The organism is Nocardia sp. NPDC003979 (assembly GCF_053605015.1).
Genome location: NZ_JBSGIJ010000010.1, coordinates 89,358 through 107,499, shown reverse-complemented (window position 1 = coordinate 107,499; position 18,142 = coordinate 89,358). Strand labels below are relative to the sequence as shown.

The window sequence follows — 18,142 nt, the reverse complement described above, 5'->3', positions numbered from 1 at the left end:
ATGGTCGAGTGTATCGACGACGACGTTGGATTCACGGTGAGAGTTATCGCAGACGGCGCCCACCGTGGTGACCGACGATGGGGCCATGACGCAGACCGCTCCCCATCCTGTCCAGCAGCGCTACGCGGACCCGGACGCTGCCGTTCCCGCGCAGTGGAACTCTGTGCTGCAGGTGTTGCACGAACACAAATCGGTCCGGCGCTACCTGCCCGACCCGGTGACACCGGCGACGATCCGCCTGCTGATCTCGGCGGCCCAGTCGGCTCCGACCTCGTCGAACCTGCAGGCCTGGAGTGTGATCGAGGTCCGTGATCCGGCACGGCGAGCCCGGCTGGCGGCGGTCGCGGGCGGTCAGGCACACATCGAGCAGGCGCCGGTACTGCTGGTCTGGACCGCCGACTTCGCGCGGTTGCGTCAGCTCGCCGACGACCACCGCGCGCCCCTCGACGGCGCCGACTATCTGGAATCCAGCTACGTTGGCGTGGTCGATGCCGCGCTCGCCGCCCAGAATGCCGTGGTCGCCGCCGAATCGCTCGGGCTCGGCACCGTCTACATCGGTGCGTTGCGCAACGACCCCGAGCGGGTCGCGGCGGAACTGAACCTGCCCGCCCACGTGTTCCCCATCTTCGGGCTGGTGGTCGGCCACCCCGACCCGACGGAGGGCACACGGGTGAAGCCGCGACTGCCGCAGGCGGCCGTGCTGCACCAGGAGACCTACGACCTACCGCGTCAGCGCGGACCGGTCGCCGACTACGAGCAGCGGATCGGCGCGGTCTACGGCGACCAGGGCCTCCCGTTCTCCTGGACCGAGCGGGTACTGGCCCGCCTCGGCTCCGAGGCCTCGCTCAACGGTCGCCACCGACTCCGGGAGTCCTTGGCGGCCATGGGATTCCGGCTCCGCTGAGGCGGATCAGCCGTTGATCGCCTCGGCGGTGAGTTCGAGGGAACGGATGCGGGTGTCGATGTCGTAGACGAGGGTGGTGAGCATCAGTTCGTCGGGCCGGGTGTCCTCGATGAGCTGGGCAGCCTGGGCACGCACCGTCTCCGGCGACCCCTGCAATTGACCGGCCTTGCGCTGTGCGGCGAAGTGGCGTTCGGCATCACTACCGGGGAACCCCTCGGCCTGCTCGGGGGTGGCCAGTGCCTGCGGGCGGCCGGCGCGCAGGTTGACGAAGGCCAGGTCGCGTGGTGCGGCGAGGCGGTCGGCCTCGGCGTCGGTGTCGGCGCAGATCGCCGAGACCGCGACCATGCTGTACGGCTCGGCCAGGATCGCCGAGGGCCGGAAGTTGTCCCGGTAGAGCGCGAGCGCGGCGGCGGTGTTCTCGCCGGCGAAGTGGTGCGCGAACGCGAACGGCAACCCCAGCACGGCCGCGACCTGCGCGCTGTACCCGCTCGAGCCGAGCAACCACATTTCGGGCTGTGTACCACGACCAGGGGTGGCGACGATGCCGTCCGCATCGGTGCCACCGAAATAGCCCATCAGAGCGGTCAGCTCACGGGGAAACGATTCGGCGCCGAGACCTTCGGCGTGCCTGCGCAGCGCGCGAGCGGTAGCCGGATCGGTGCCGGGCGCACGACCGATACCGAGGTCGATACGGCCCGGATGCAATGCTTCGAGGGTGCCGAACTGTTCGGCGACGACCAGCGGAGCGTGGTTGGGCAGCATCACGCCACCCGAGCCGACCCGGATGCGCGAGGTCGACGCGGCGAGATGCGCCAGCACCACGGCGGGCGCCGAACTGGCGATGCCGGGCATGTTGTGGTGCTCGGCCACCCAGAAGCGGCGCATCCCCAGCTCCTCGGCGCGCCGGGCGAAGCGGGTCGTCGCCTGCAGGGCCTCGCCTGCCGTCGCGTCGGCCTGCACCGGTGCCAGATCGAGAACCGACAACGTGACCGGGCTCATGAGTCTCCTTCGCGTGAAATCCCCTCAGTAGGCCAACCGGCGCGGCGGCTCCGGTATTTCCGGCGAGCGGTAGGGGTGATCGGCGGCACGGTTGCCGCGCGGTAGCGTGCAGGACTGTTCGACACGAAGGAAGGATCCCGCCATGTCCGCTGACGGTCCCGGCCTACCCACCGCCGCGCCGACCGAGACCCGCACCGCTGCGTCGGAGGAGGGCTACGCGCGCGGGCTCAATCCGCGCACGATCCAGATGATCGCCATCGGCGGCGCCATCGGCACCGGCCTGTTCTACGGCTCCGGCGCGGCGATCGAACAGGCGGGCCCCTCGCTGATCCTGGCCTACCTCGCCGCCGGACTGGCGATCTTCGTCATCATGCGCGCGCTCGGTGAGCTGCTCACCTACCGTCCGGTCTCGGGCAGCTTCGCCGAGTACGCGCACGAGTTCCTCGGCCGGTTCGCCGGATTCGCCACGGGGTGGTCCTACTGGGCGGTGTGGGTGTCGACCTGCATGGCCGAGATCACCGTCGCCGGGCACTACGTGCAGTACTGGTTCGACATTCCGCAGTGGGTGACCGCGCTGGTGGTGCTTGCGGTGCTGTTCACCGCCAACCTGATCTCGGTGCGGATCTTCGGTGAGGGCGAGTTCTGGTTCTCGGCGATCAAGGTGACCGCGATCCTGGCGATGATCCTGATCGGCATCGGTGTGCTGGTGTTCGGGTTCGGGCACGCCGCCGATCCGACGGTGACGAACCTGTGGGCCGACGGCGGGGTGTTCCCCCACGGCTTCGGGCAGACCCTGCTGGTGTTGCAGATCGTCGTGTTCGCCTATGTCGGTGTCGAATTGGTCGGCGTGACGGCGGGGGAGGCCCGCGATCCGAAGACCACCCTGCGCAAGGCGATCAACACCCTGCCCTTCCGCATCGGCCTGTTCTATATCGGCGCGCTCGTGGTCATCATGTCGGTGGCGAGCTGGCGCAGCTTCCATGCCGGGCGCAGCCCGTTCGTGGAGGTGTTCGAGCAGATCGGCATCCCCGCCGCCGCGGGCATCATCAACTTCGTGCTGCTCACCGCGGCACTGTCGTCGTGCAACTCCGGCATCTACTCGACCGGCCGGATGCTGCGCAGCCTCGCGTTGCGCGACGAGGCGCCCGGCGGGTTCGCGAAACTGAGCAAGCAGTCGGTGCCGTTCGCCGGTATCTGCGCCTCGGCGGCGGCGATGGTGATCGGTGTGGTGGTGAACGTGATCTCGCCGGACAAGGCCTTCGCCTACATCACCTCGGTGAGCACCGTCGGCATCATCGTGGTGTGGAGCGTGATCCTGGTGTGCCACTTGAAGTATCGCGCCAAGGTGCGCGCGGGTGAGCTGCCCGGCAGCGACTACCGCCTGCCCGGCGCGCCCGTGACCACCTGGGCGGCTCTCGGTTTCCTCGGCCTGGTCGTGATCCTGCTGCTGTGGACCGACGGTGGTCGCACCGCGCTGGTCGTCGGTGCCGTGTGGGCCGCGCTGGTGTGCCTGGGCTACTACACCTTCGGCCGCAAGGGAGCAGCGCACACCCACTGACTCCGGTTTGCTGGAAAGCCGCTGGCAGACAAGCGTTTTCTGTCATACCCCATCGGTATCGTCGAAGTGTCACACAACTGGCCCGGCGAGTGTTGCCGGGCGGTGCGAGAACGGGGGCACGACATGAGTGACGACTATCGCGGCGATCTGCGGCCGCCACGCAGGCACGGAACCACCTGGCGCGAATCGGAATACCGGATCCTCGCCGACGACCTACGGGCCGGTGTCGATCTGGCCCGCACCGCGCGAACGCTCGGGCGCACGGAATCGGCGGTACGCACCGCACTCCGCAACTTCGTGCCACCCGAGGACCGGATATCCACGGCCGAGCGTGAACGGTGGGTGCGAACGCGCCTGGTCGCCGAACCCGAATGGGACTGGTGGGCCGTGGTGATCGACCAGCACCGCCGCTCCGGCAGCCGCTTGTGGTTCACCCGCCACGAACACTGTGCCCGGATCGGTTGGCGCCGCAAGACACCCATGCCCGCGCTCGCCCAGGAACTCGACACCTCGGAACTCTCGGCCGCCGAGTTGCTGCGCTCACTCGGCCTCGTCGAGAGCATCGAGGAAGCCGCCGACCGACTCGGTGCCACCCCGGGACACGCACTGGCCGAACGGGTTTCGGCTCGCCGCGACCGTGCCGTCGGCGCCCGCTGGATCCTGGTTGTCGACGGCGCCGCGGGCACGACCCACCCCCGCAACGCCCCGACCCGCCGCCACATCTCCCTGCACGAGACCCGCGCGGCCGCCGAAGCCGAACGCGACCGCATCCTCGCCTGGCACCAGCGCCTCACCGCCTCGGCTCGACATAGTGGACCGGCAACCGGACAGGACATCGACAGCCCGTATACATACGGCGACACGACGGTCCTGCGTAACCATGGCGCACCCACACCCGCACCCGTACCCGTACCCGCACCCGCGCCCGCGCCCGCACCGGCGGACCGGTCGCATCGGTCGGCGCATTCGGACCCAGGCACCGCGGCGCTGCCCAGCGTCGGAGACCTCGCCGAGACGACCCGGCCGCACCGGCAGGCGCGTGCCGCTGGCGACGCCGCGGCGTCGTCCGGGCCGGGTGACGCCCGCGAGTCGGTGTGGTGGACCATCGCCGAACGCGGGCTCGGCGCGAGCACCGGACCGACTCGGTGCGGTGAGTTCGCCGCGGTGGGCGGCGGTGGTGAGGTCGCCGCGGAGGCGCTGGCGGTGGGCGACATCATCAGGGTGCAGGTTCCCGACGGGTACCTCCAGGACCGCATCATCGCGATCACTCGCGCGGGAGCGGGCGCGCCGGTCACCGTCGACCTCGCACCCGTCGCGAACTCGCGCATCCGCCGCGTCGTCGAATTCGGGGCGCAGGAGCGAGTCGAGGTGGTGCGCCACACCGAGCAACGATCCGCTTGACCGCGACTACGAACCGACGCTCGCGGCGGCCGCGGTGGGCGTCGACCGGACACCCTGGTATCGGCGGTGCCCGTACAACCGGCGCATGAGCGACACCGATGACGCCTCGGCGCGGGCAGCCATCGGTCCGGGTGTGACCGGATGTCGGTTGCCGCTTGGGCGGCCGTCAGTCGGCGGGTGTCCGTCCGGGCATGGTGGCGGCCGCCGCGAACATGATCACCGCCATGGCGAGGATGGCGGCGAACACCAGGTGGATGCCGGAGGCGAGTTCGGTGGGGGTGGGGTGGTCGGGGTCGGTGATGCCGGTGTTGACGATGGCACCGAACACGGCGACACCGAGCGCGCTGCCGAAAGATCGGGCGAACATATTGGCCGAGGTCACCACACCCCGCTCCTGCCAGGGTGCGCTGTTCTGCGCCGCGATCAGGGTGGGCGAGGCGACCAGGCCCATGCCACCGCCGATCAGGAAGCACGAACCCGCGATCTGCCACGGGCTGGTTTCGGCATCGATGAACAGTGTTGTCGCGCAACCGATGACGGCAAGCGTGCTGCCGAGCAGACCGGCGATGCGGAATCCCCAGCGCAGGTACAACCTGCCCGACAGTGTCGCCGCCAGCGGCCAGCCGAGGGTGAGCCCGCCGACGGCGAGCCCGGCGATCAGGGCGGTGGTGCCGAGGACACCCTGGGCGAAAGTCGGGACGTAGGAGGTCAATCCGAGCACCACCGCGCCGACGAGCAGCGACACCGTACTGCTGGCGATCACGATCCGGCGCGTGAAAACCCACAGCGGCAGCACCGGATTGGGGACCCGCAACTCGACGACGGCGAACACCGCGAGAACCACCGTGCTGCCCACGAACAGGCCGATCGACACCGGTGAATCCCACGCCCACGCCTGCCCACCTTCGAGCAGCGCCAGGATCAGCGCCCCCGCGCCGAGCGTGAGCAGCCCCGCGCCGAGGTAGTCGATCCGCTGACGGCTGCGCGGCGCCGATTCGGCGAAGTGCCGCACCAACATCCATGCCGCGACCGCACACAGCGGCAGGTTGATCAGGAAGATCCACCGCCAGTCCGCGTGATCGGAGAGCAGTCCGCCCAGCAGCGGCCCGAGCACCGCCGACCCGGCCCACACACCCGCCATATAGCCCTGAACCCTGGCCCGTTCGGTCAGGTTGTAGAGGTCGCTCGCGATGACCATCGTCATCGGCTGGATCGCACCGGCGCCGATTCCCTGGATGGCACGAAAAACGATGAGCGCCAGCATATTCGACGCCAGACCACACAGCAGCGAGCCGACGGCGAACACCACGATCCCGAACAGGATCACCGGCTTACGGCCCACCATGTCGGCCAGCTTGCCGTAGATCGGCACCGTGACCGCCTGCGCCAGCAGGTAGATCGAGAACAACCACGGGAACATCGCGAACCCACCGAGCGAATCGGTGATGGTGAGCACCGCCGTGGCGATGATCGTGGAGTCCAGCGCGATCAGCGAGGTCGAGAGCATGAGCGAGGCGAGTACCGCACCCCGTTCGGATCGCAACCCGACAGCCGTGTCCGCCGTATCGGTCGCCACTGCGGTCCTTTCCTCGACTAACCAGTCGGTCCACGGTATCCGGCGCGCCCACGTTCGCGCGCGGAGATTTCCGTGCCGGGCGGGCCGGTGGGTCAGGCCGCCGCGAACTTGGCGGCGATCTCGGCCGCGGTGACCTTGGCCAACTCGACGAAGAACGGCACCCGTTCGTCGATCATCAGCGTGACGGGTCCGCGCAGGCCGAGCGCGAATCGGCACCGCCCCTCGGGGTCGAGGATCGGCAGGCCGATGGTGCGGAATCCGGGATCGAGTTCGCGGTCGTTGAACGCGTAGCCGCGCTCGCGGGTGGTGACGAGTTCGGCGCGCAGTTCTTCGGGCCCGGTCACGGACCGCTCGGTGCCTTCTTCGTAGGGCAGCGAACGCAACTCGTCGTCATCGACGTCGGACCAGGCGAGCAGCGCTTTGCCGAGCGCGCTGGCGTGCAGCGGCAGCCGGACACCCTGCAATTTGTGTCCATCGCTCTCGCGCCACCGGCTGGTGCCGAGCAGGACGGCGTGGATTCCGTGGCGGGTGGCCACCGAGCCGGTCGCACCGGTGGTGGCGGCGAGCTGCTCGAGGCAGGGCTCGGCGAGGTAGATCTTGTGCTGGCGGTAGGCGATCTGGCCGTACTCGGCCAGGGCACCGCCCATGCGATACCGGCTGGACTCGGTGTCCTTCTCCAGGAAGCCCGCTTGCACCAGCGCGCCGAGCAACCGGTGCGTGGTGCTCACCGCGAGCCCTTGTGCGCGTGCGACTTCCGAGACACCGCGTTCCTCGCCACCGCGGAAGCAGTCGAGTACAGACAGGGCTCGGGTGACGGTCTGCACGCTGGAGGTCTCCACGAACCGAAGGTAACACAGGTATGTGGGCAAGCCTGTCGATGTATTCCGCTATGTGGAAAGCGTTGCGGTGCAGCGACCGGGCAATCGCCATAAATCTGCGGATGCCTTCCTGTCAAGCTTTCCGATCCACGGAAAGGCATACCTCGTTCCGCACGATGCGCGCTCATACGCTCCGAGGGCATCGACCCCGTCCCGAACAGGAGCCCCGAATGTCCCGCAGGCTGTCGGCCTTCTCGCGGATCGCCCTCGCGATCGCCCCCGTCGTCGCCCTCGTCGCGGCATGTGGCTCCGGCTCGACGCCGGAACAGGGGGCAGACACCCCCTACATCCTCAAGGTCACCGACCCGGGCAACAGCGGCCCGCTGGCCGTCGGCAAACGCGACGGCACCTTCGACGCGGCCCTCGCACCGCTGGGCGCCAAGATCCAATGGGTCAGCACCACACCGGGTTTCAGCTCCATGCTGAAGCTGTTCAACACCGGCGAACTCGACGTGTCCGGCGCGGCCTTCAGCCCCGTGGTCGGCGCGCTGTCCAAGGACGTCGGCGTGAAGATCGTCGCGGTCGCCGACCCGGCGGGTCAGGATCAGAGCGGAATCGTCGTCCGACCGGAGTCCGGGGTGACCTCGGTGGCCGGCCTCGCGGGGAAGCGGATCGCGGTGAACCCGGCAGGCAAGGGCGAGTACATCACGCTCAAAGCCCTTGCCCAGGCCGGTATTCCGGCCGATCAGGTCACCCGGGTCCCGCTGCAGCAGAAGGACGCCGCCTCGGCGTTCGCGACCGGCAAGGTCGACGCGTGGGCGTCGTTCCTCGTGCCGTACCAGGAGGCCAAGGCCGCGGGCGCGGTGGAGATCACCACCGAGAAGCAGATCGGCTCCAAGGACAACTCCGTGGTGGTGTTCCGCACCGAGATCCTCGACGAGCGCCCCGATGTGGCCGCGAAGTATCTGGAAGTGCTGCAAGGTCTCACCGCGAAGCAGAAGGCCGCACCGGCCGACTTCGAGAACGTCTTCGACAAGTCCGGTCCACGCGCGCTCACGGGCGAGCGGCTGGCAGACGCCGTCCGGGTGGGTGCGCAAGCCTCCGTGCCCCGGCTGCCCGTCGACTCCGATGCCGCCGACCTGGCCGATGTGGTCAACACCTTCGCCGACAACGGCGTCATCGCCCGCCGTATCACCGCCGCCGACATCTTCTACGACCTGAAATCCAAGCTGACCCCCGAACAGCTCGCCGCGCTGAAGGACAAGTGAGGTGAGCACCCTCCTCCTTGCCGCGCCCCGTGTCCGGCGCACCCGGGAGCGGCCACGCTGGTTGTCGCTCGGTCTGCGCGCGCTGCTACCCGTCCTCATCGTGCTCGCCTGGTGGGCAGGCTCGGCAAGCGGTGCCGTCTCGCCGCGGGTGATCGCCGGACCCGGCGCCGTCTGGTCCGCGCTGGTCGAGCTGGCAGGCAGCGGTCAACTGCTCGACTTCGCCCTCGCCTCGTTCGGCCGCGCGGCCGCCGGGGTGGCGATCGGGGTCGGCGTCGGACTGGTGCTCGGCCTGCTGTCGGGGTTGTCCGCCCTCGGCGAGGAACTGGTCGACTCGACCATGCAGATCGTGCGTGCGGTGCCGTTCCTGGCTTTGGTTCCGTTGTTCATCGCCTGGTTCGGCATCGACGAGCTCTACAAGGTGCTGCTGATCGCGGTGGCGACCACCGCCCCGATGTACGCCTACACCTACCTGGGCGTGCGCAATGTCGACCGGAAGATGGTCGAGGCGGCACGCAGTTTCGGCCTCACCGGAACCCGGCTCGTCGTCGAAGTGATCGTGCCCGCCGCGCTGCCCGGCATCCTGATGGCGCTGCGGGTGTGCTTATCGATCAGCATCACCGCGCTGATCGCCGCCGAACAGGTCGGCACCCAGCAGGGCGTCGGCTACCTGGTGACGCTGGCCCAGGAATACAACCGCACCGACTACATGGTGCTGTGCGTGGTCCTCTACGCGCTGCTCGGTCTGGTGTTCGACGCACTCGTACGGCTCGCGGAACGGTACGCGATGCCCTGGCGCAAGCAGGTGGCGATCCGATGACGACAACAGCAGCCGCCCCGGTCGAGGTAGCGGCGGACCCGGTGGCGGTGTCGATCACCGGTCTACGCAAGGCCTTCGGCGACAAGACCGTGCTCGACGGCGTGGACCTCACCATCCGCCGCGGCGAGTTCGTGGTGCTGCTCGGCCCGAGCGGCACCGGCAAGACCACCCTGCTGCGCCTGCTCACCGGGCTCGAAACACCGGACTCCGGTGAGGTGCTCGTACCGCCGCGCCGCACGACCGTCTACCAGGAACCGCGCCTGATCCCGTCGAAGCGAGTGCTGGCCAACGTGATCGTCGGTTTGCGGCGCGGCAAGGCACAGCGCGAAGCGGGCCTGCGCGCGTTGACCGAAGTGCACCTCGACGGCAAGGCGGGACAGTGGCCCGCCACCTTGTCCGGTGGCGAGGCGCAGCGTGCCGCCCTGGCCAGGGCCCTGGTGCGTGAACCGGAACTGCTGCTGCTCGACGAGCCGTTCGCGGCACTCGACGCGCTGACCCGGCTGCGCATGCAGGACCTGGTCGGCGATCTCGTCGCCCGCCACCGGCCCGCCGTACTCATGGTCACCCACGACGTCGACGAGGCGATCCGGCTCGCCGACCGGGTGATCATCCTCGACCGCGGCCGTTTCGCCGTGGACGAGACCGTCGACCTACCCCACCCGCGCGATCACGCGGCACCCGAAACCCTCGGCTACCGAACGCGATTCCTCGCCCAACTCGGTGTCGGACCACATGCAAGGAGCCTGTCATGACCGAAACCCTGTGGTACACCCGCTGCCCCGTGCCCACCGCGAGCGGGCTCGCGCACAGCCTCGGCTGGCTCGGTGAGACCGCCGCGAACGCGGGCCTCGAGTTCGGCGTGCTGCAGGACGCGGGCCCCGAACTCGCCGGGCACCACTTCCTGCACGATCTGTCCGGCCTGATCCGCGAGGGCGGGAACGTGCCCGCCCTGGCCGCACGCGCACAGGGTTCACCGACCCGTCTGATCGGTCTCACCTGGATCGACGAGTCCCAGGCGATCCTGGTCGGCCCCGATTCGCCGGTCACCGATGCCGCCGGGCTCGCCGGGCTGCGCATCGGCGTCCCCGCCTGGGCACAGGACCAGGCCCGCAGCTTCCCGCGAGCGATGGCGCTGCACGGATTCGCCAACGCCCTGCGCCCGGCCGGGCTGACCCTGGCCGATGTGCGCGTCGTCGAGCTGGCGGTCGAGCCAGACCCGCAGGTGCGCACCGAGATCCAGAGTGCTCGTCGCTCGACGACCTGGGGTGTGGACGAACTCCTCGACGGCAGGGTCGACGCGATCTATGTCAAGGGCGCTCGTGCCAAGGAGGTGGCGGCCGAGCACGGCCTACGCGTGGCGGTCGACCTCGATGCCTCGGCTACCAAGCGTCTGCGGGTCAACAACGGCACCCCGCGCCCGATCACGGTCCACGCCGACCTGCTCGAGTCCCGGCCCGAGGTCGTCGTCGGCTTCCTCGCGCAGAGCCTGCGCGCCGCCGACTGGGCCGCCGGTGACCTCGACGGTGTCCGCGCGGTGCTCCAGCGCGAAACGCTGTCCGGCCCGGCCGGTGTCGTCGCTGCCTACGGCGCCGAGTTCCACCGCGGCCTGCATCCCTCGCTCACCGACGAACGGGTCGAACTGCTCGGTGTGCAGAAGCAGTTCCTCTACACCCACGGCTTCCTGGCCGCCGATTTCGATCTCGAATCCTGGGTCGCTCCTGAGCCGTTGGCCCGTGCGCGTGAGATCGTCGCTGCCGAGCGGGTGCCGGCATGACCGATTTCCTGTGGCGGCTGCCCAGCCGTGGTGACGGACGACGCGCCGATCCGGCGCTGCGTGGCCGCGGTGGGTTCGGACCGCCGAACCCCGTTGTCGAGACCACCGATCTGCGGCCGGGTCGCTTCGGCCCGTTCGACGACCTCGCCCAGATCGTCGACGCCGCCGAACTCACCGGCTTCGACGGCGTGCTCGCACCCTACGACCCGCTCGGCGAGGAATCCTGGATCGTGGCGGCCGCGGCCCTGCGCGCCACCCGCCACACGCGGGTGACGGTCGAATTCCAGCCCGCGTTCGGCACCCCGGTGTACGCGGCCAAGCTGTCGGCGACCCTGCAGCGGCACTCGGCAGGGCGGCTGAACTGGCGGTTGGCCGTCGACACCGATGAAGCCGAGGCGCGCACGCGGGGCGACCGGGTCACCGGTGACGAGCGCTACGACCGTGCCGCGGAGTTCCTCACCGTGGCGCGCGGAGTCTGGAACGAGAACGAGGTCGGTGCTGCGGGATTCGCGGGCACCGGTTTCGATTACGCGGGTCGCTATTACGACGTGGTCGACGGTGGCTTCCGTGGCATCCTGTCCGGCCTGCCGTTTCCGGTGGTGCATCTGAGTGGGACCACGCCCGCCGCGCTGGCGCTCTCCGCCGCGCACGGCGATGTCCACCTGTTCGCCGAACAGGAAGACGGCATCACCGGTGCGGTCACCGAGTTGGGGGAGCGGGCCGCCGCGGCCGGGCGCCGCGTGCGAGTCGGCCTCGAGTTGCCGATCATCGCCAGGGAGACCGAGGACGAAGCCTGGGCCAGGGTGCATCGGCAGTGGGCCGAACTCGACCGACCCGACAACGTCGCCGACCACACCCTCGGTGACGGACGCTGGTCCGGGTTCCAGGCGTTCGGCTACGACCAGCGCATCGGCCTCGTCGGCAGCTACGCGCAGGTAGCGCAACACCTTTCGGATTACGCCGCCGCAGGCGTGCGGACCTTCGTGCTGTCGGGCCACCCCGCTGTCGAGGAAATCCACCGCGCGGGCGAACACCTGCTGTTCCTCGCCGACCCGACCGCCCGCACCCTCGCTCAGGAGGTCACCGCATGACCATCGATGTCTACTGGCGCATCGGCATGGAAGGCGACCACGCTTCGCTGCGGACCCCACGCCGCTACAACCGGGGCAACGCGGGCGGTTACGGTCCGGGCAATATCGCCCCGGCCGTACGGAACGGCGCGCTCGACGACTACACCTACCTCGATCACGTCGCCGCGGTCGCCAAGGCCACGGAATCGGCGGGCTTCCTGGGTGGGTTGCTGCCGTCGTTCCCGGTGACCGACGACCCGTGGGCCTTCGCCGCCGCGCTGGCCGCCGAGACCACCACCTATCGCTTCATGGTCGCCTTCCAGCCCGGCTTCCTGCACCCGGTGCAGGCGGCGCGCATGTCGGCGAGCCTGCAACGCGCCACGGGCGGGCGGCTGGTCTACAACATCATCAGCGGTGGTGGCGGTCCGGCCCAATTGTGGTGGGGTGACAAGGTTTCCCATGACGACCGCTATGCGCGCACGAGCGAGTTCCTCGACGTGCTGCGCGGCGTCTGGGATGGTGAGCCCTGCGATCACGACGGCCGCTTCTTCCGCACCGAAGGCGCCGCACTGCCACCCGGGCTGGCCGGTCAGCCCTTCCCGGAGGTGTACTTCTCCGGTTCGTCGGGCGCCGCCGTGGCCGCCGCGGGTCGCCACGCCGACTACTACCTGTCCTGGCTCGAGCCCTACGCCGACCTGCGCGCCAAATTCGACGGTGTGCGGCGCAACGCCGAAACCACCGGACGCACACCGAAGTTCGCCGTCCGTATCGACATCGTCGCCCGCCACACCGAGGAAGCCGCGTGGGCCGAGATCGAGCAGGGCTGGGCTTTCGTCGATCGCGACGCCGCCAACCGTGCGGCCCAGGGCGACTCGGTCGGCGCCGCCCGGATCAAGGGCTGGGTGCCCGAGAACATCACCGGCTACCGCGATCTGGAAGTCCAGCCCAACGTCTGGTGCGGTTTCAGCCTGATCCGGGGCGGTCCGGCGTTCGGCCTGGTCGGCAGCTACGAACAGGTCGCCCAGCGGCTCGACGAACTGATCGACCTCGGCGTCGACGCCTTCATCCTCGCGGGCAACCCGCACCTGGAAGAGGCCTACCGGGTCGGTGAGGAAGTACTGCCGCTGCTCGGCCGCTCCCGGCTCACCGCCCCGCCCACCGACACCGTCCTCGCGACGGCCCGATAACCCACAGGAGTGCCCATGACCACCACCGAAACCCTGTTGCCGGAGACCGTGACAGCCTTCGTCGCGGCGGCCACCCGCGACGCCGCGACCGCGTTCCGGGTCTTCCGGGAGACCGGAACCGTCACCGGCAACGGCACCGTCAACTTCGTCGAGCGCGTGCCGGGTACCGAGATCGCCGTCGCCCTCAACGAACCCGGCCCCTGGGCCACCGACCGCACGGTCGAACCCGTCGTGGCAACCTTCGACGGAGAAGTGCTGTCCGGCAAGGGCTCCGCCGGATTCGTCACCGGCTACGCGAAGGTCTTCCGCGCGCACCCGGAGATCACCTCGGTCGTGCACATCCACACGCCTTGGCTGGGCGGCTGGGCCCAGACCCACCGCACCCTGCCCATCCGCTACGCCGCCTCCCAGCGGCTCACCCTGTCGCGCGAGATCCCGCCGCACATCGACCGCACCATCGGCGCGGGCGACTTCATCCTGAGCAAGCTCGAGACCGACCCACACCTGGCAGCCATTTTCGAGGCGAACGGCGGGGCCAATGTGATCGGCCGTGCCGGTCTGCTGGAACTGGCGAAATTCGTGGTGCTGCTCGAAGAGGGTGCGCAGTACCAGGCGATCGCCGAAACCCTCGGCGGTTCGGTCGAATTCGATCCGTCGAACCTGGCGGTGCAGTGGCAGCGCAGCGGGCTGGCCGACGAAGCCCGCCGCCTCGGCCTGATCGGAGACGCGCGATGAGCATCCGGGTCGGCTACTTCCCACACAACAACTCGCTGTTCGTCCTGCGCCACCGCGGCATTCTCGAACGGCTGCTACCCGAGGTCGAATGGGTCGACCTTCGTGAACTGCCCCGGCCCGCGCGGGTCGATCCGAAAACCGCACTGCCCGGCGAACATTCGGACTGGCTGTTCACCGAGGGCGGCTACGACATCATCGGCACCGGCTTCACCCCACCGCTCACCGCGCTCGCCAACGGCCGCGACATCGTCTACCTCGGCATCTCGGGACCGCGCGTGGAGAACGGCAGGCTGGTCGCGACCACCGCGAGCGGCATCACCTCCGCCGCCGATCTGCGGGGCAAGCGGGTCGGCATCGCGCACGGTTCGTGGCAGACCACGCTGCTGCTGTTCGCCCTCGACAAGGTCGGTCTGACCTGGGCGGATGTCGAACCGATCGACGTGGACGTGCGCGACGGCGGAGCGGCACTGCTGGCCGGTGAGCTCGACGCCTGGGTCGGCACCTACCCGGGTCTGCATGAGATCGAGGCCGCCACCGAACTCACCACGCTGGTCGATACCGCCTCGGTCTTCAGCCATCCGTCCCTGTGGTTCACCCGCCGCGACCTGCCCGAAGGCGATCCCGACACCGTGGAGGCGGTGCTCGCGGCACTGCGCGAATCCGACGCCTGGATCGTCGAGAACCCGCGGGCCGCGGCACAGTATTTCGTCGACGACGCGCTGCGCCACGGGATCCCCGCCGATCTCGACGCCTGGGAAGCGGCGCTGCGCGGGCGCCCGTTCGGCGTGCACCCCGTGAACGAGGACTTTCTCGACGAACAGCAGCGCGCCGCCGACCTCCTCGCCACGAACGGGCTGCTCCCGCGTGCTGTCGAGGTGCGCTCGGCGGTGCTCCCGTGGATCGGGGAGCTGATCGGCGAACAGGCCACCACCACGGTCTGAACCTCCGTATCCGATGCCCCTGGGCGGCCGATTCGGGCGCCCAGGGGCATCGGATGCGATCGCAGTCCGCTCTCGACGCAGGTCTCGACAAGTGGCCGGCGATTCGCCGTCGCCGATATGCGCGGTGCCGGTCGGCAACGGTTCGCCCCGGATCAACTTCGCCGTGACCCCGTCACCCACACCGGTCCGGTGAGCAACCAGATCACCGTGATCACACCGAGCGAACCGAAGATCCCCATCAGCTGTTCGCGCTGCTCGGCGTCGGCCACCGTGTAGCTCAGCGCCAGGGTGAGGGCGCCCGCGATGGCGGCCGCGCCGAGCCAGCGGGCGAAGTCCGCCCACTCCTTGCGGGTGCGTTCCGGCCCGTATTTCGGCACCCGGACGGGCGCGGGTCCGCCGGCGAATCGGTGGGCGAAGCGCTCGTCCAGCCACCGGATCATGCGCGGCCCGAACATCACCGTGCACCCGAGGTAGATGCCGGCGATCCGGTGCGCGAACGTCACTTCGCCGCCCCGGTGCAGGTCGATCGCGACCGCGACCACCAGCACCACGTCCAGCGCGGGAACCAGCGCAAGGGTGACGGTGCTGGCGCGCCGCAACCGCAGCAGGTAGCGCAGGGCCAACCCGCCCACCACCAGCACCCAGAAGCCGATTTCGCACCCCGCGATCGTCAGCAGTACCGGGTTCGTCAGTTCGTTCATGCGTTCAGGGTGCCGAACCGGATGTGGTGGGCACATCCGGCTTCCGGTCGCGGGCGGGTCCGTCCTTCGGGGGACGTCTTGTACCGCCCGATGTGCTGGAATGAGCAGATGCCCACCGTCCGCGCGCCCATGGACCGGCTCGTGGAGGCGTTCGACAGCGCCACCTCGGCGGCCGTCGGGGTCTTCCTCGTCGGATTGCTGCTGTGGGGGGTCGGTGGCTGGTCCATCGTCGTCGACCGCGATCTCTACCCGCCCGCAGCGAAACTGGCACTGCTGTTAGCCGCCCTCGCCATCCAGCTCACCGCGCAGCGCAGGCCCGCGCTCGCGTTCGGCCTGATGATCGTGTTGCTGGCGGGCGACTTCGTCTATGGGCCCTCGCTGCCGCTGTGGATCGCGCTGACCGACGTGATCTTCCTGGCGGTGAGCACCGGGTCGGCCCGGCTGTCGGTGGTGGTCGGCTGGTTCGCGTTCCTGGTGACCGTCGGTGGGGCGCTGCTCGCCCTGGCCCTGCTCGGGGTGCGGGCCGCGCTCTACGCCGGTCTGATCGGGGTCGCGCTCACCTGGTCGCCCCTCGGCTACGGCCGGGCCGTGCGTGCCTCCCGGCGGATGGTCGACGCCGAACGCGACGCCGGTCGCGCCGAACTCGCCGCGCGCGACGCCGAACGGTCCGCCGCCATCGGGGAGGAGCGCAGGCGCCTGGCCCGCGATCTGCACGACGCGGTCGCCGGTCACGTCTCGGCCGTCGCCATCCTCGCCGAGGTCGCGCAGCGCGACCCGGGCAATATCGGTGTCCTGCAAACGATCCGGTCGAGCAGCCTGGCCGCCATGGAGGAGATGCGGACCACGATCGAACTGCTCACCGGGCCCGACGACAGCGCCGTCACGACCCGGCTGGCCTCGCTGGACGGCCTGATCGAGGCGGCCGAGGCGGCGGGCGGGTCGGTGACGCTGCGACGACCCGACGACCTGTCGATGCCGCTGGCGATCGAGGCCGTGGTCACCCGGATCCTCGGCGAGACCATCACCAACGCGACCAAACACGCACCGGGCGCACCCTTGGACATCGAACTGCGCCGGGAGGGCGCCGGGTTGGTGGTCGAGGCGAGCAATCCCCTCGGTTCCGAGGTGGCGACAGGCCACGGAAACGGATTGCGCAACATGATGTTTCGCGCCGAATCGATGGACGGCACCGCGACGGCGGGCGCCCGCGACGGCCGATGGCATGTTCGGGTCCGGATTCCCCTGGAGGCCAGATGACGGTGACCGTGCTGGTGGCCGACGATCACGCCGCGATCCGCGCGGGCCTGAAGATGCTGCTCGAGGCCACCGGGGAGGTGCGGGTGGTCGGTGAAGCGGCCGACGGCGCCGCGGCCGTCCGCCAGGCCAAGGCGCTGAGCCCCGACGTCGTCCTGATGGACGTGCGCATGCCCCGCGTCGACGGCTTGGCGGCCACGGCGGCTGTCGTCGCGGAGACCAGCGCGAAAGTCCTGGTCCTCACCACCTTCGCCATCGACGACTACGTGCTCGGCGCGCTGTCGGCAGGCGCGAGCGGATTCCTGCTGAAATCGGTGGGCGGCGACGACCTGGTCCGCGCCGTCCGGGCGGTGGCCGACGGTGACGCGGTGCTCGACCCCAAGGTGACCCGTGCCGTGATCGCCGCCCTCCCACGTGCCGAGGAGTCCGCCCCACCCGACCTCTCGGCCCTCACCGACCGCGAACGGCAGGTGCTGGCCGGTCTCGGCGCCGGCCTGTCCAATATGCAGATCGGCACCCGCCTGCGGATCGGTGAGGCGACGGTGAAAACGCACGTCTCGCGGGTGCTGAGCAAGCTCGGCGTGCAGTCACGCGTGCAGGCCGCGGTCATCGCGGCACAGGTCGGTCTCGAATTCCCGTGACGCGAATTCGTGCCGTTTGAAACGGGCACGCCGGTTCAATACCCATGTCAGGGCGCGGAGGTGGCCTGCGGAGTGTCGCGCACGCCACCCGACCCGCCTGAGGTTGAATATTCAATAGATCTGGCTCTACCGCGTCACGCGTTCTCGACATCGGCGTCACAACGAACAACCGACGAAGGAGCAACGATCGTGAGCATGATCCTGGCCGCTGTACACGACACCTATGGCATCGTTCTCGCGCAGGTGGGCAACCCGACGCCGGAGGCGCCGCCCATGGCCGACAAGGTGCTGCAGCTCGGCCGGTACTTCACCTGGATGATCCTGCTGTCCGGCGTCACCGCCATCACCTACGGCGGCGGCCGCTTCGCCTGGGAGAAGTGGAACGGCGGCGGCCTGCAGTCACCCAAGATGATCGCCAGCGCGATGGCGGGCGGCGCGGTCGCCACCAGCGCGGGCACCATCATGAACGCGGTCATCGGAGCCTGATCCGCCCGCCCC

Annotated in this window: 18 protein-coding genes; 14 read left to right on the top strand and 4 right to left on the bottom strand. The window is 69.6% G+C overall.

Going from position 1 to position 18,142, the window contains the following annotated elements; translation table 11 throughout:
- Nucleotides 1-85: 85 nt before the first annotated feature.
- Nucleotides 86-904 carry an NADPH-dependent oxidoreductase gene (locus ACWEVR_RS21320; protein WP_452468386.1) on the top strand — a complete coding sequence of 273 codons (819 nt, stop codon included), beginning with the start codon at nucleotides 86-88 and terminating at the stop codon, nucleotides 902-904.
- A gap of 6 nt (nucleotides 905-910) precedes the next feature.
- Here ACWEVR_RS21320 and ACWEVR_RS21315 read toward each other — a convergent pair whose 3' ends face one another.
- Nucleotides 911-1,903: an LLM class flavin-dependent oxidoreductase gene (locus ACWEVR_RS21315; RefSeq protein WP_452468385.1), complete on the bottom strand. Its 993-nt coding sequence runs from the start codon at nucleotides 1,901-1,903 to the stop codon at nucleotides 911-913.
- 142 nt (nucleotides 1,904-2,045) lie between these two features.
- Here ACWEVR_RS21315 and ACWEVR_RS21310 point away from each other — a divergent pair, with 142 nt between their 5' ends.
- Nucleotides 2,046-3,461 (top strand): amino acid permease, encoded by a 1,416-nt coding sequence (locus ACWEVR_RS21310; protein ID WP_452468384.1) that lies wholly within the window; start codon nucleotides 2,046-2,048, stop codon nucleotides 3,459-3,461.
- Between the two features lie 123 nt (nucleotides 3,462-3,584).
- Nucleotides 3,585-4,862: a hypothetical protein gene (locus ACWEVR_RS21305; protein ID WP_452468383.1), complete on the top strand. Its 1,278-nt coding sequence runs from the start codon at nucleotides 3,585-3,587 to the stop codon at nucleotides 4,860-4,862.
- Between the two features lie 166 nt (nucleotides 4,863-5,028).
- Here ACWEVR_RS21305 and ACWEVR_RS21300 read toward each other — a convergent pair whose 3' ends face one another.
- Both ACWEVR_RS21300 and ACWEVR_RS21295 read right to left on the bottom strand, forming a co-directional pair.
- Entirely contained in the window at nucleotides 5,029-6,438 is a 1,410-nt protein-coding gene (locus tag ACWEVR_RS21300) for an MFS transporter (RefSeq protein ID WP_452468382.1), read from the bottom strand.
- Nucleotides 6,439-6,530: 92 nt separating this feature from the next.
- Nucleotides 6,531-7,277 carry an IclR family transcriptional regulator gene (locus ACWEVR_RS21295; RefSeq protein WP_452468381.1) on the bottom strand — a complete coding sequence of 249 codons (747 nt, stop codon included), beginning with the start codon at nucleotides 7,275-7,277 and terminating at the stop codon, nucleotides 6,531-6,533.
- 209 nt (nucleotides 7,278-7,486) lie between these two features.
- On the opposite strand from ACWEVR_RS21295, the gene ACWEVR_RS21290 reads away from it, so the two are divergent.
- From ACWEVR_RS21290 to ACWEVR_RS21255, 8 genes are read left to right on the top strand one after another with little or no spacing between them, the layout of a single operon-like run.
- Nucleotides 7,487-8,524 (top strand): NrtA/SsuA/CpmA family ABC transporter substrate-binding protein, encoded by a 1,038-nt coding sequence (locus tag ACWEVR_RS21290; RefSeq protein WP_452468380.1) that lies wholly within the window; start codon nucleotides 7,487-7,489, stop codon nucleotides 8,522-8,524.
- Nucleotide 8,525: 1 nt separating this feature from the next.
- A complete protein-coding gene (locus ACWEVR_RS21285) occupies nucleotides 8,526-9,341 on the top strand; it encodes an ABC transporter permease (RefSeq protein WP_452468379.1) in 816 nt (271 codons plus the stop codon).
- The gene (locus ACWEVR_RS21280) at nucleotides 9,338-10,093 is read left to right on the top strand and encodes an ABC transporter ATP-binding protein (RefSeq protein ID WP_452468378.1); all 756 of its coding nucleotides are present in this window, start codon (nucleotides 9,338-9,340) and stop codon (nucleotides 10,091-10,093) included. Before ACWEVR_RS21285 ends, ACWEVR_RS21280 begins: the two co-directional genes overlap by 4 nt.
- Nucleotides 10,090-11,115 carry an ABC transporter substrate-binding protein gene (locus tag ACWEVR_RS21275; protein WP_067639086.1) on the top strand — a complete coding sequence of 342 codons (1,026 nt, stop codon included), beginning with the start codon at nucleotides 10,090-10,092 and terminating at the stop codon, nucleotides 11,113-11,115. The genes ACWEVR_RS21280 and ACWEVR_RS21275 overlap by 4 nt, the downstream gene beginning before the upstream one ends.
- Nucleotides 11,112-12,206 carry an LLM class flavin-dependent oxidoreductase gene (locus ACWEVR_RS21270; RefSeq protein ID WP_452468377.1) on the top strand — a complete coding sequence of 365 codons (1,095 nt, stop codon included), beginning with the start codon at nucleotides 11,112-11,114 and terminating at the stop codon, nucleotides 12,204-12,206. The genes ACWEVR_RS21275 and ACWEVR_RS21270 overlap by 4 nt, the downstream gene beginning before the upstream one ends.
- Nucleotides 12,203-13,372 carry an LLM class flavin-dependent oxidoreductase gene (locus ACWEVR_RS21265; RefSeq protein WP_452468376.1) on the top strand — a complete coding sequence of 390 codons (1,170 nt, stop codon included), beginning with the start codon at nucleotides 12,203-12,205 and terminating at the stop codon, nucleotides 13,370-13,372. Before ACWEVR_RS21270 ends, ACWEVR_RS21265 begins: the two co-directional genes overlap by 4 nt.
- A 15-nt stretch (nucleotides 13,373-13,387) precedes the next feature.
- Nucleotides 13,388-14,107, top strand: coding sequence for a class II aldolase/adducin family protein (locus ACWEVR_RS21260; RefSeq protein ID WP_452468375.1), 720 nt, complete (start codon nucleotides 13,388-13,390; stop codon nucleotides 14,105-14,107).
- Nucleotides 14,104-15,048: an ABC transporter substrate-binding protein gene (locus ACWEVR_RS21255; protein ID WP_452468374.1), complete on the top strand. Its 945-nt coding sequence runs from the start codon at nucleotides 14,104-14,106 to the stop codon at nucleotides 15,046-15,048. Before ACWEVR_RS21260 ends, ACWEVR_RS21255 begins: the two co-directional genes overlap by 4 nt.
- Before the next feature lie 152 nt (nucleotides 15,049-15,200).
- On the opposite strand, the gene ACWEVR_RS21250 is transcribed toward ACWEVR_RS21255, so the two are convergent.
- Nucleotides 15,201-15,749, bottom strand: coding sequence for a hypothetical protein (locus ACWEVR_RS21250; RefSeq protein WP_181697424.1), 549 nt, complete (start codon nucleotides 15,747-15,749; stop codon nucleotides 15,201-15,203).
- Between the two features lie 108 nt (nucleotides 15,750-15,857).
- Here ACWEVR_RS21250 and ACWEVR_RS21245 point away from each other — a divergent pair, with 108 nt between their 5' ends.
- The 3 genes from ACWEVR_RS21245 (at nucleotide 15,858) to ACWEVR_RS21235 (ending at nucleotide 18,130) form a co-directional block, all read left to right on the top strand.
- A complete protein-coding gene (locus ACWEVR_RS21245) occupies nucleotides 15,858-17,006 on the top strand; it encodes a sensor histidine kinase (protein WP_452468373.1) in 1,149 nt (382 codons plus the stop codon).
- Nucleotides 17,003-17,644 carry a response regulator gene (locus ACWEVR_RS21240; RefSeq protein ID WP_378669076.1) on the top strand — a complete coding sequence of 214 codons (642 nt, stop codon included), beginning with the start codon at nucleotides 17,003-17,005 and terminating at the stop codon, nucleotides 17,642-17,644. The genes ACWEVR_RS21245 and ACWEVR_RS21240 overlap by 4 nt, the downstream gene beginning before the upstream one ends.
- A 195-nt stretch (nucleotides 17,645-17,839) precedes the next feature.
- Nucleotides 17,840-18,130 carry a hypothetical protein gene (locus ACWEVR_RS21235; protein ID WP_174550258.1) on the top strand — a complete coding sequence of 97 codons (291 nt, stop codon included), beginning with the start codon at nucleotides 17,840-17,842 and terminating at the stop codon, nucleotides 18,128-18,130.
- The last annotated feature ends 12 nt before the right edge of the window (nucleotides 18,131-18,142 follow it).

Bases quoted from the DNA above. Each gene is read 5' to 3' on its own strand.
- ACWEVR_RS21320 (WP_452468386.1), top strand. From the start codon at position 86: ATGACGCAGACCGCTCCCCATCCTGTCCAGCAGCGCTACGCGGACCCG.
- ACWEVR_RS21315 (WP_452468385.1), bottom strand. From the start codon at position 1,903: ATGAGCCCGGTCACGTTGTCGGTTCTCGATCTGGCACCGGTGCAGGCC.
- ACWEVR_RS21310 (WP_452468384.1), top strand. From the start codon at position 2,046: ATGTCCGCTGACGGTCCCGGCCTACCCACCGCCGCGCCGACCGAGACC.
- ACWEVR_RS21305 (WP_452468383.1), top strand. From the start codon at position 3,585: ATGAGTGACGACTATCGCGGCGATCTGCGGCCGCCACGCAGGCACGGA.
- ACWEVR_RS21290 (WP_452468380.1), top strand. From the start codon at position 7,487: ATGTCCCGCAGGCTGTCGGCCTTCTCGCGGATCGCCCTCGCGATCGCC.
- ACWEVR_RS21280 (WP_452468378.1), top strand. From the start codon at position 9,338: ATGACGACAACAGCAGCCGCCCCGGTCGAGGTAGCGGCGGACCCGGTG.
- ACWEVR_RS21275 (WP_067639086.1), top strand. From the start codon at position 10,090: ATGACCGAAACCCTGTGGTACACCCGCTGCCCCGTGCCCACCGCGAGC.
- ACWEVR_RS21270 (WP_452468377.1), top strand. From the start codon at position 11,112: ATGACCGATTTCCTGTGGCGGCTGCCCAGCCGTGGTGACGGACGACGC.
- ACWEVR_RS21265 (WP_452468376.1), top strand. From the start codon at position 12,203: ATGACCATCGATGTCTACTGGCGCATCGGCATGGAAGGCGACCACGCT.
- ACWEVR_RS21260 (WP_452468375.1), top strand. From the start codon at position 13,388: ATGACCACCACCGAAACCCTGTTGCCGGAGACCGTGACAGCCTTCGTC.
- ACWEVR_RS21255 (WP_452468374.1), top strand. From the start codon at position 14,104: ATGAGCATCCGGGTCGGCTACTTCCCACACAACAACTCGCTGTTCGTC.
- ACWEVR_RS21250 (WP_181697424.1), bottom strand. From the start codon at position 15,749: ATGAACGAACTGACGAACCCGGTACTGCTGACGATCGCGGGGTGCGAA.
- ACWEVR_RS21245 (WP_452468373.1), top strand. From the start codon at position 15,858: ATGCCCACCGTCCGCGCGCCCATGGACCGGCTCGTGGAGGCGTTCGAC.
- ACWEVR_RS21240 (WP_378669076.1), top strand. From the start codon at position 17,003: ATGACGGTGACCGTGCTGGTGGCCGACGATCACGCCGCGATCCGCGCG.
- ACWEVR_RS21235 (WP_174550258.1), top strand. From the start codon at position 17,840: ATGATCCTGGCCGCTGTACACGACACCTATGGCATCGTTCTCGCGCAG.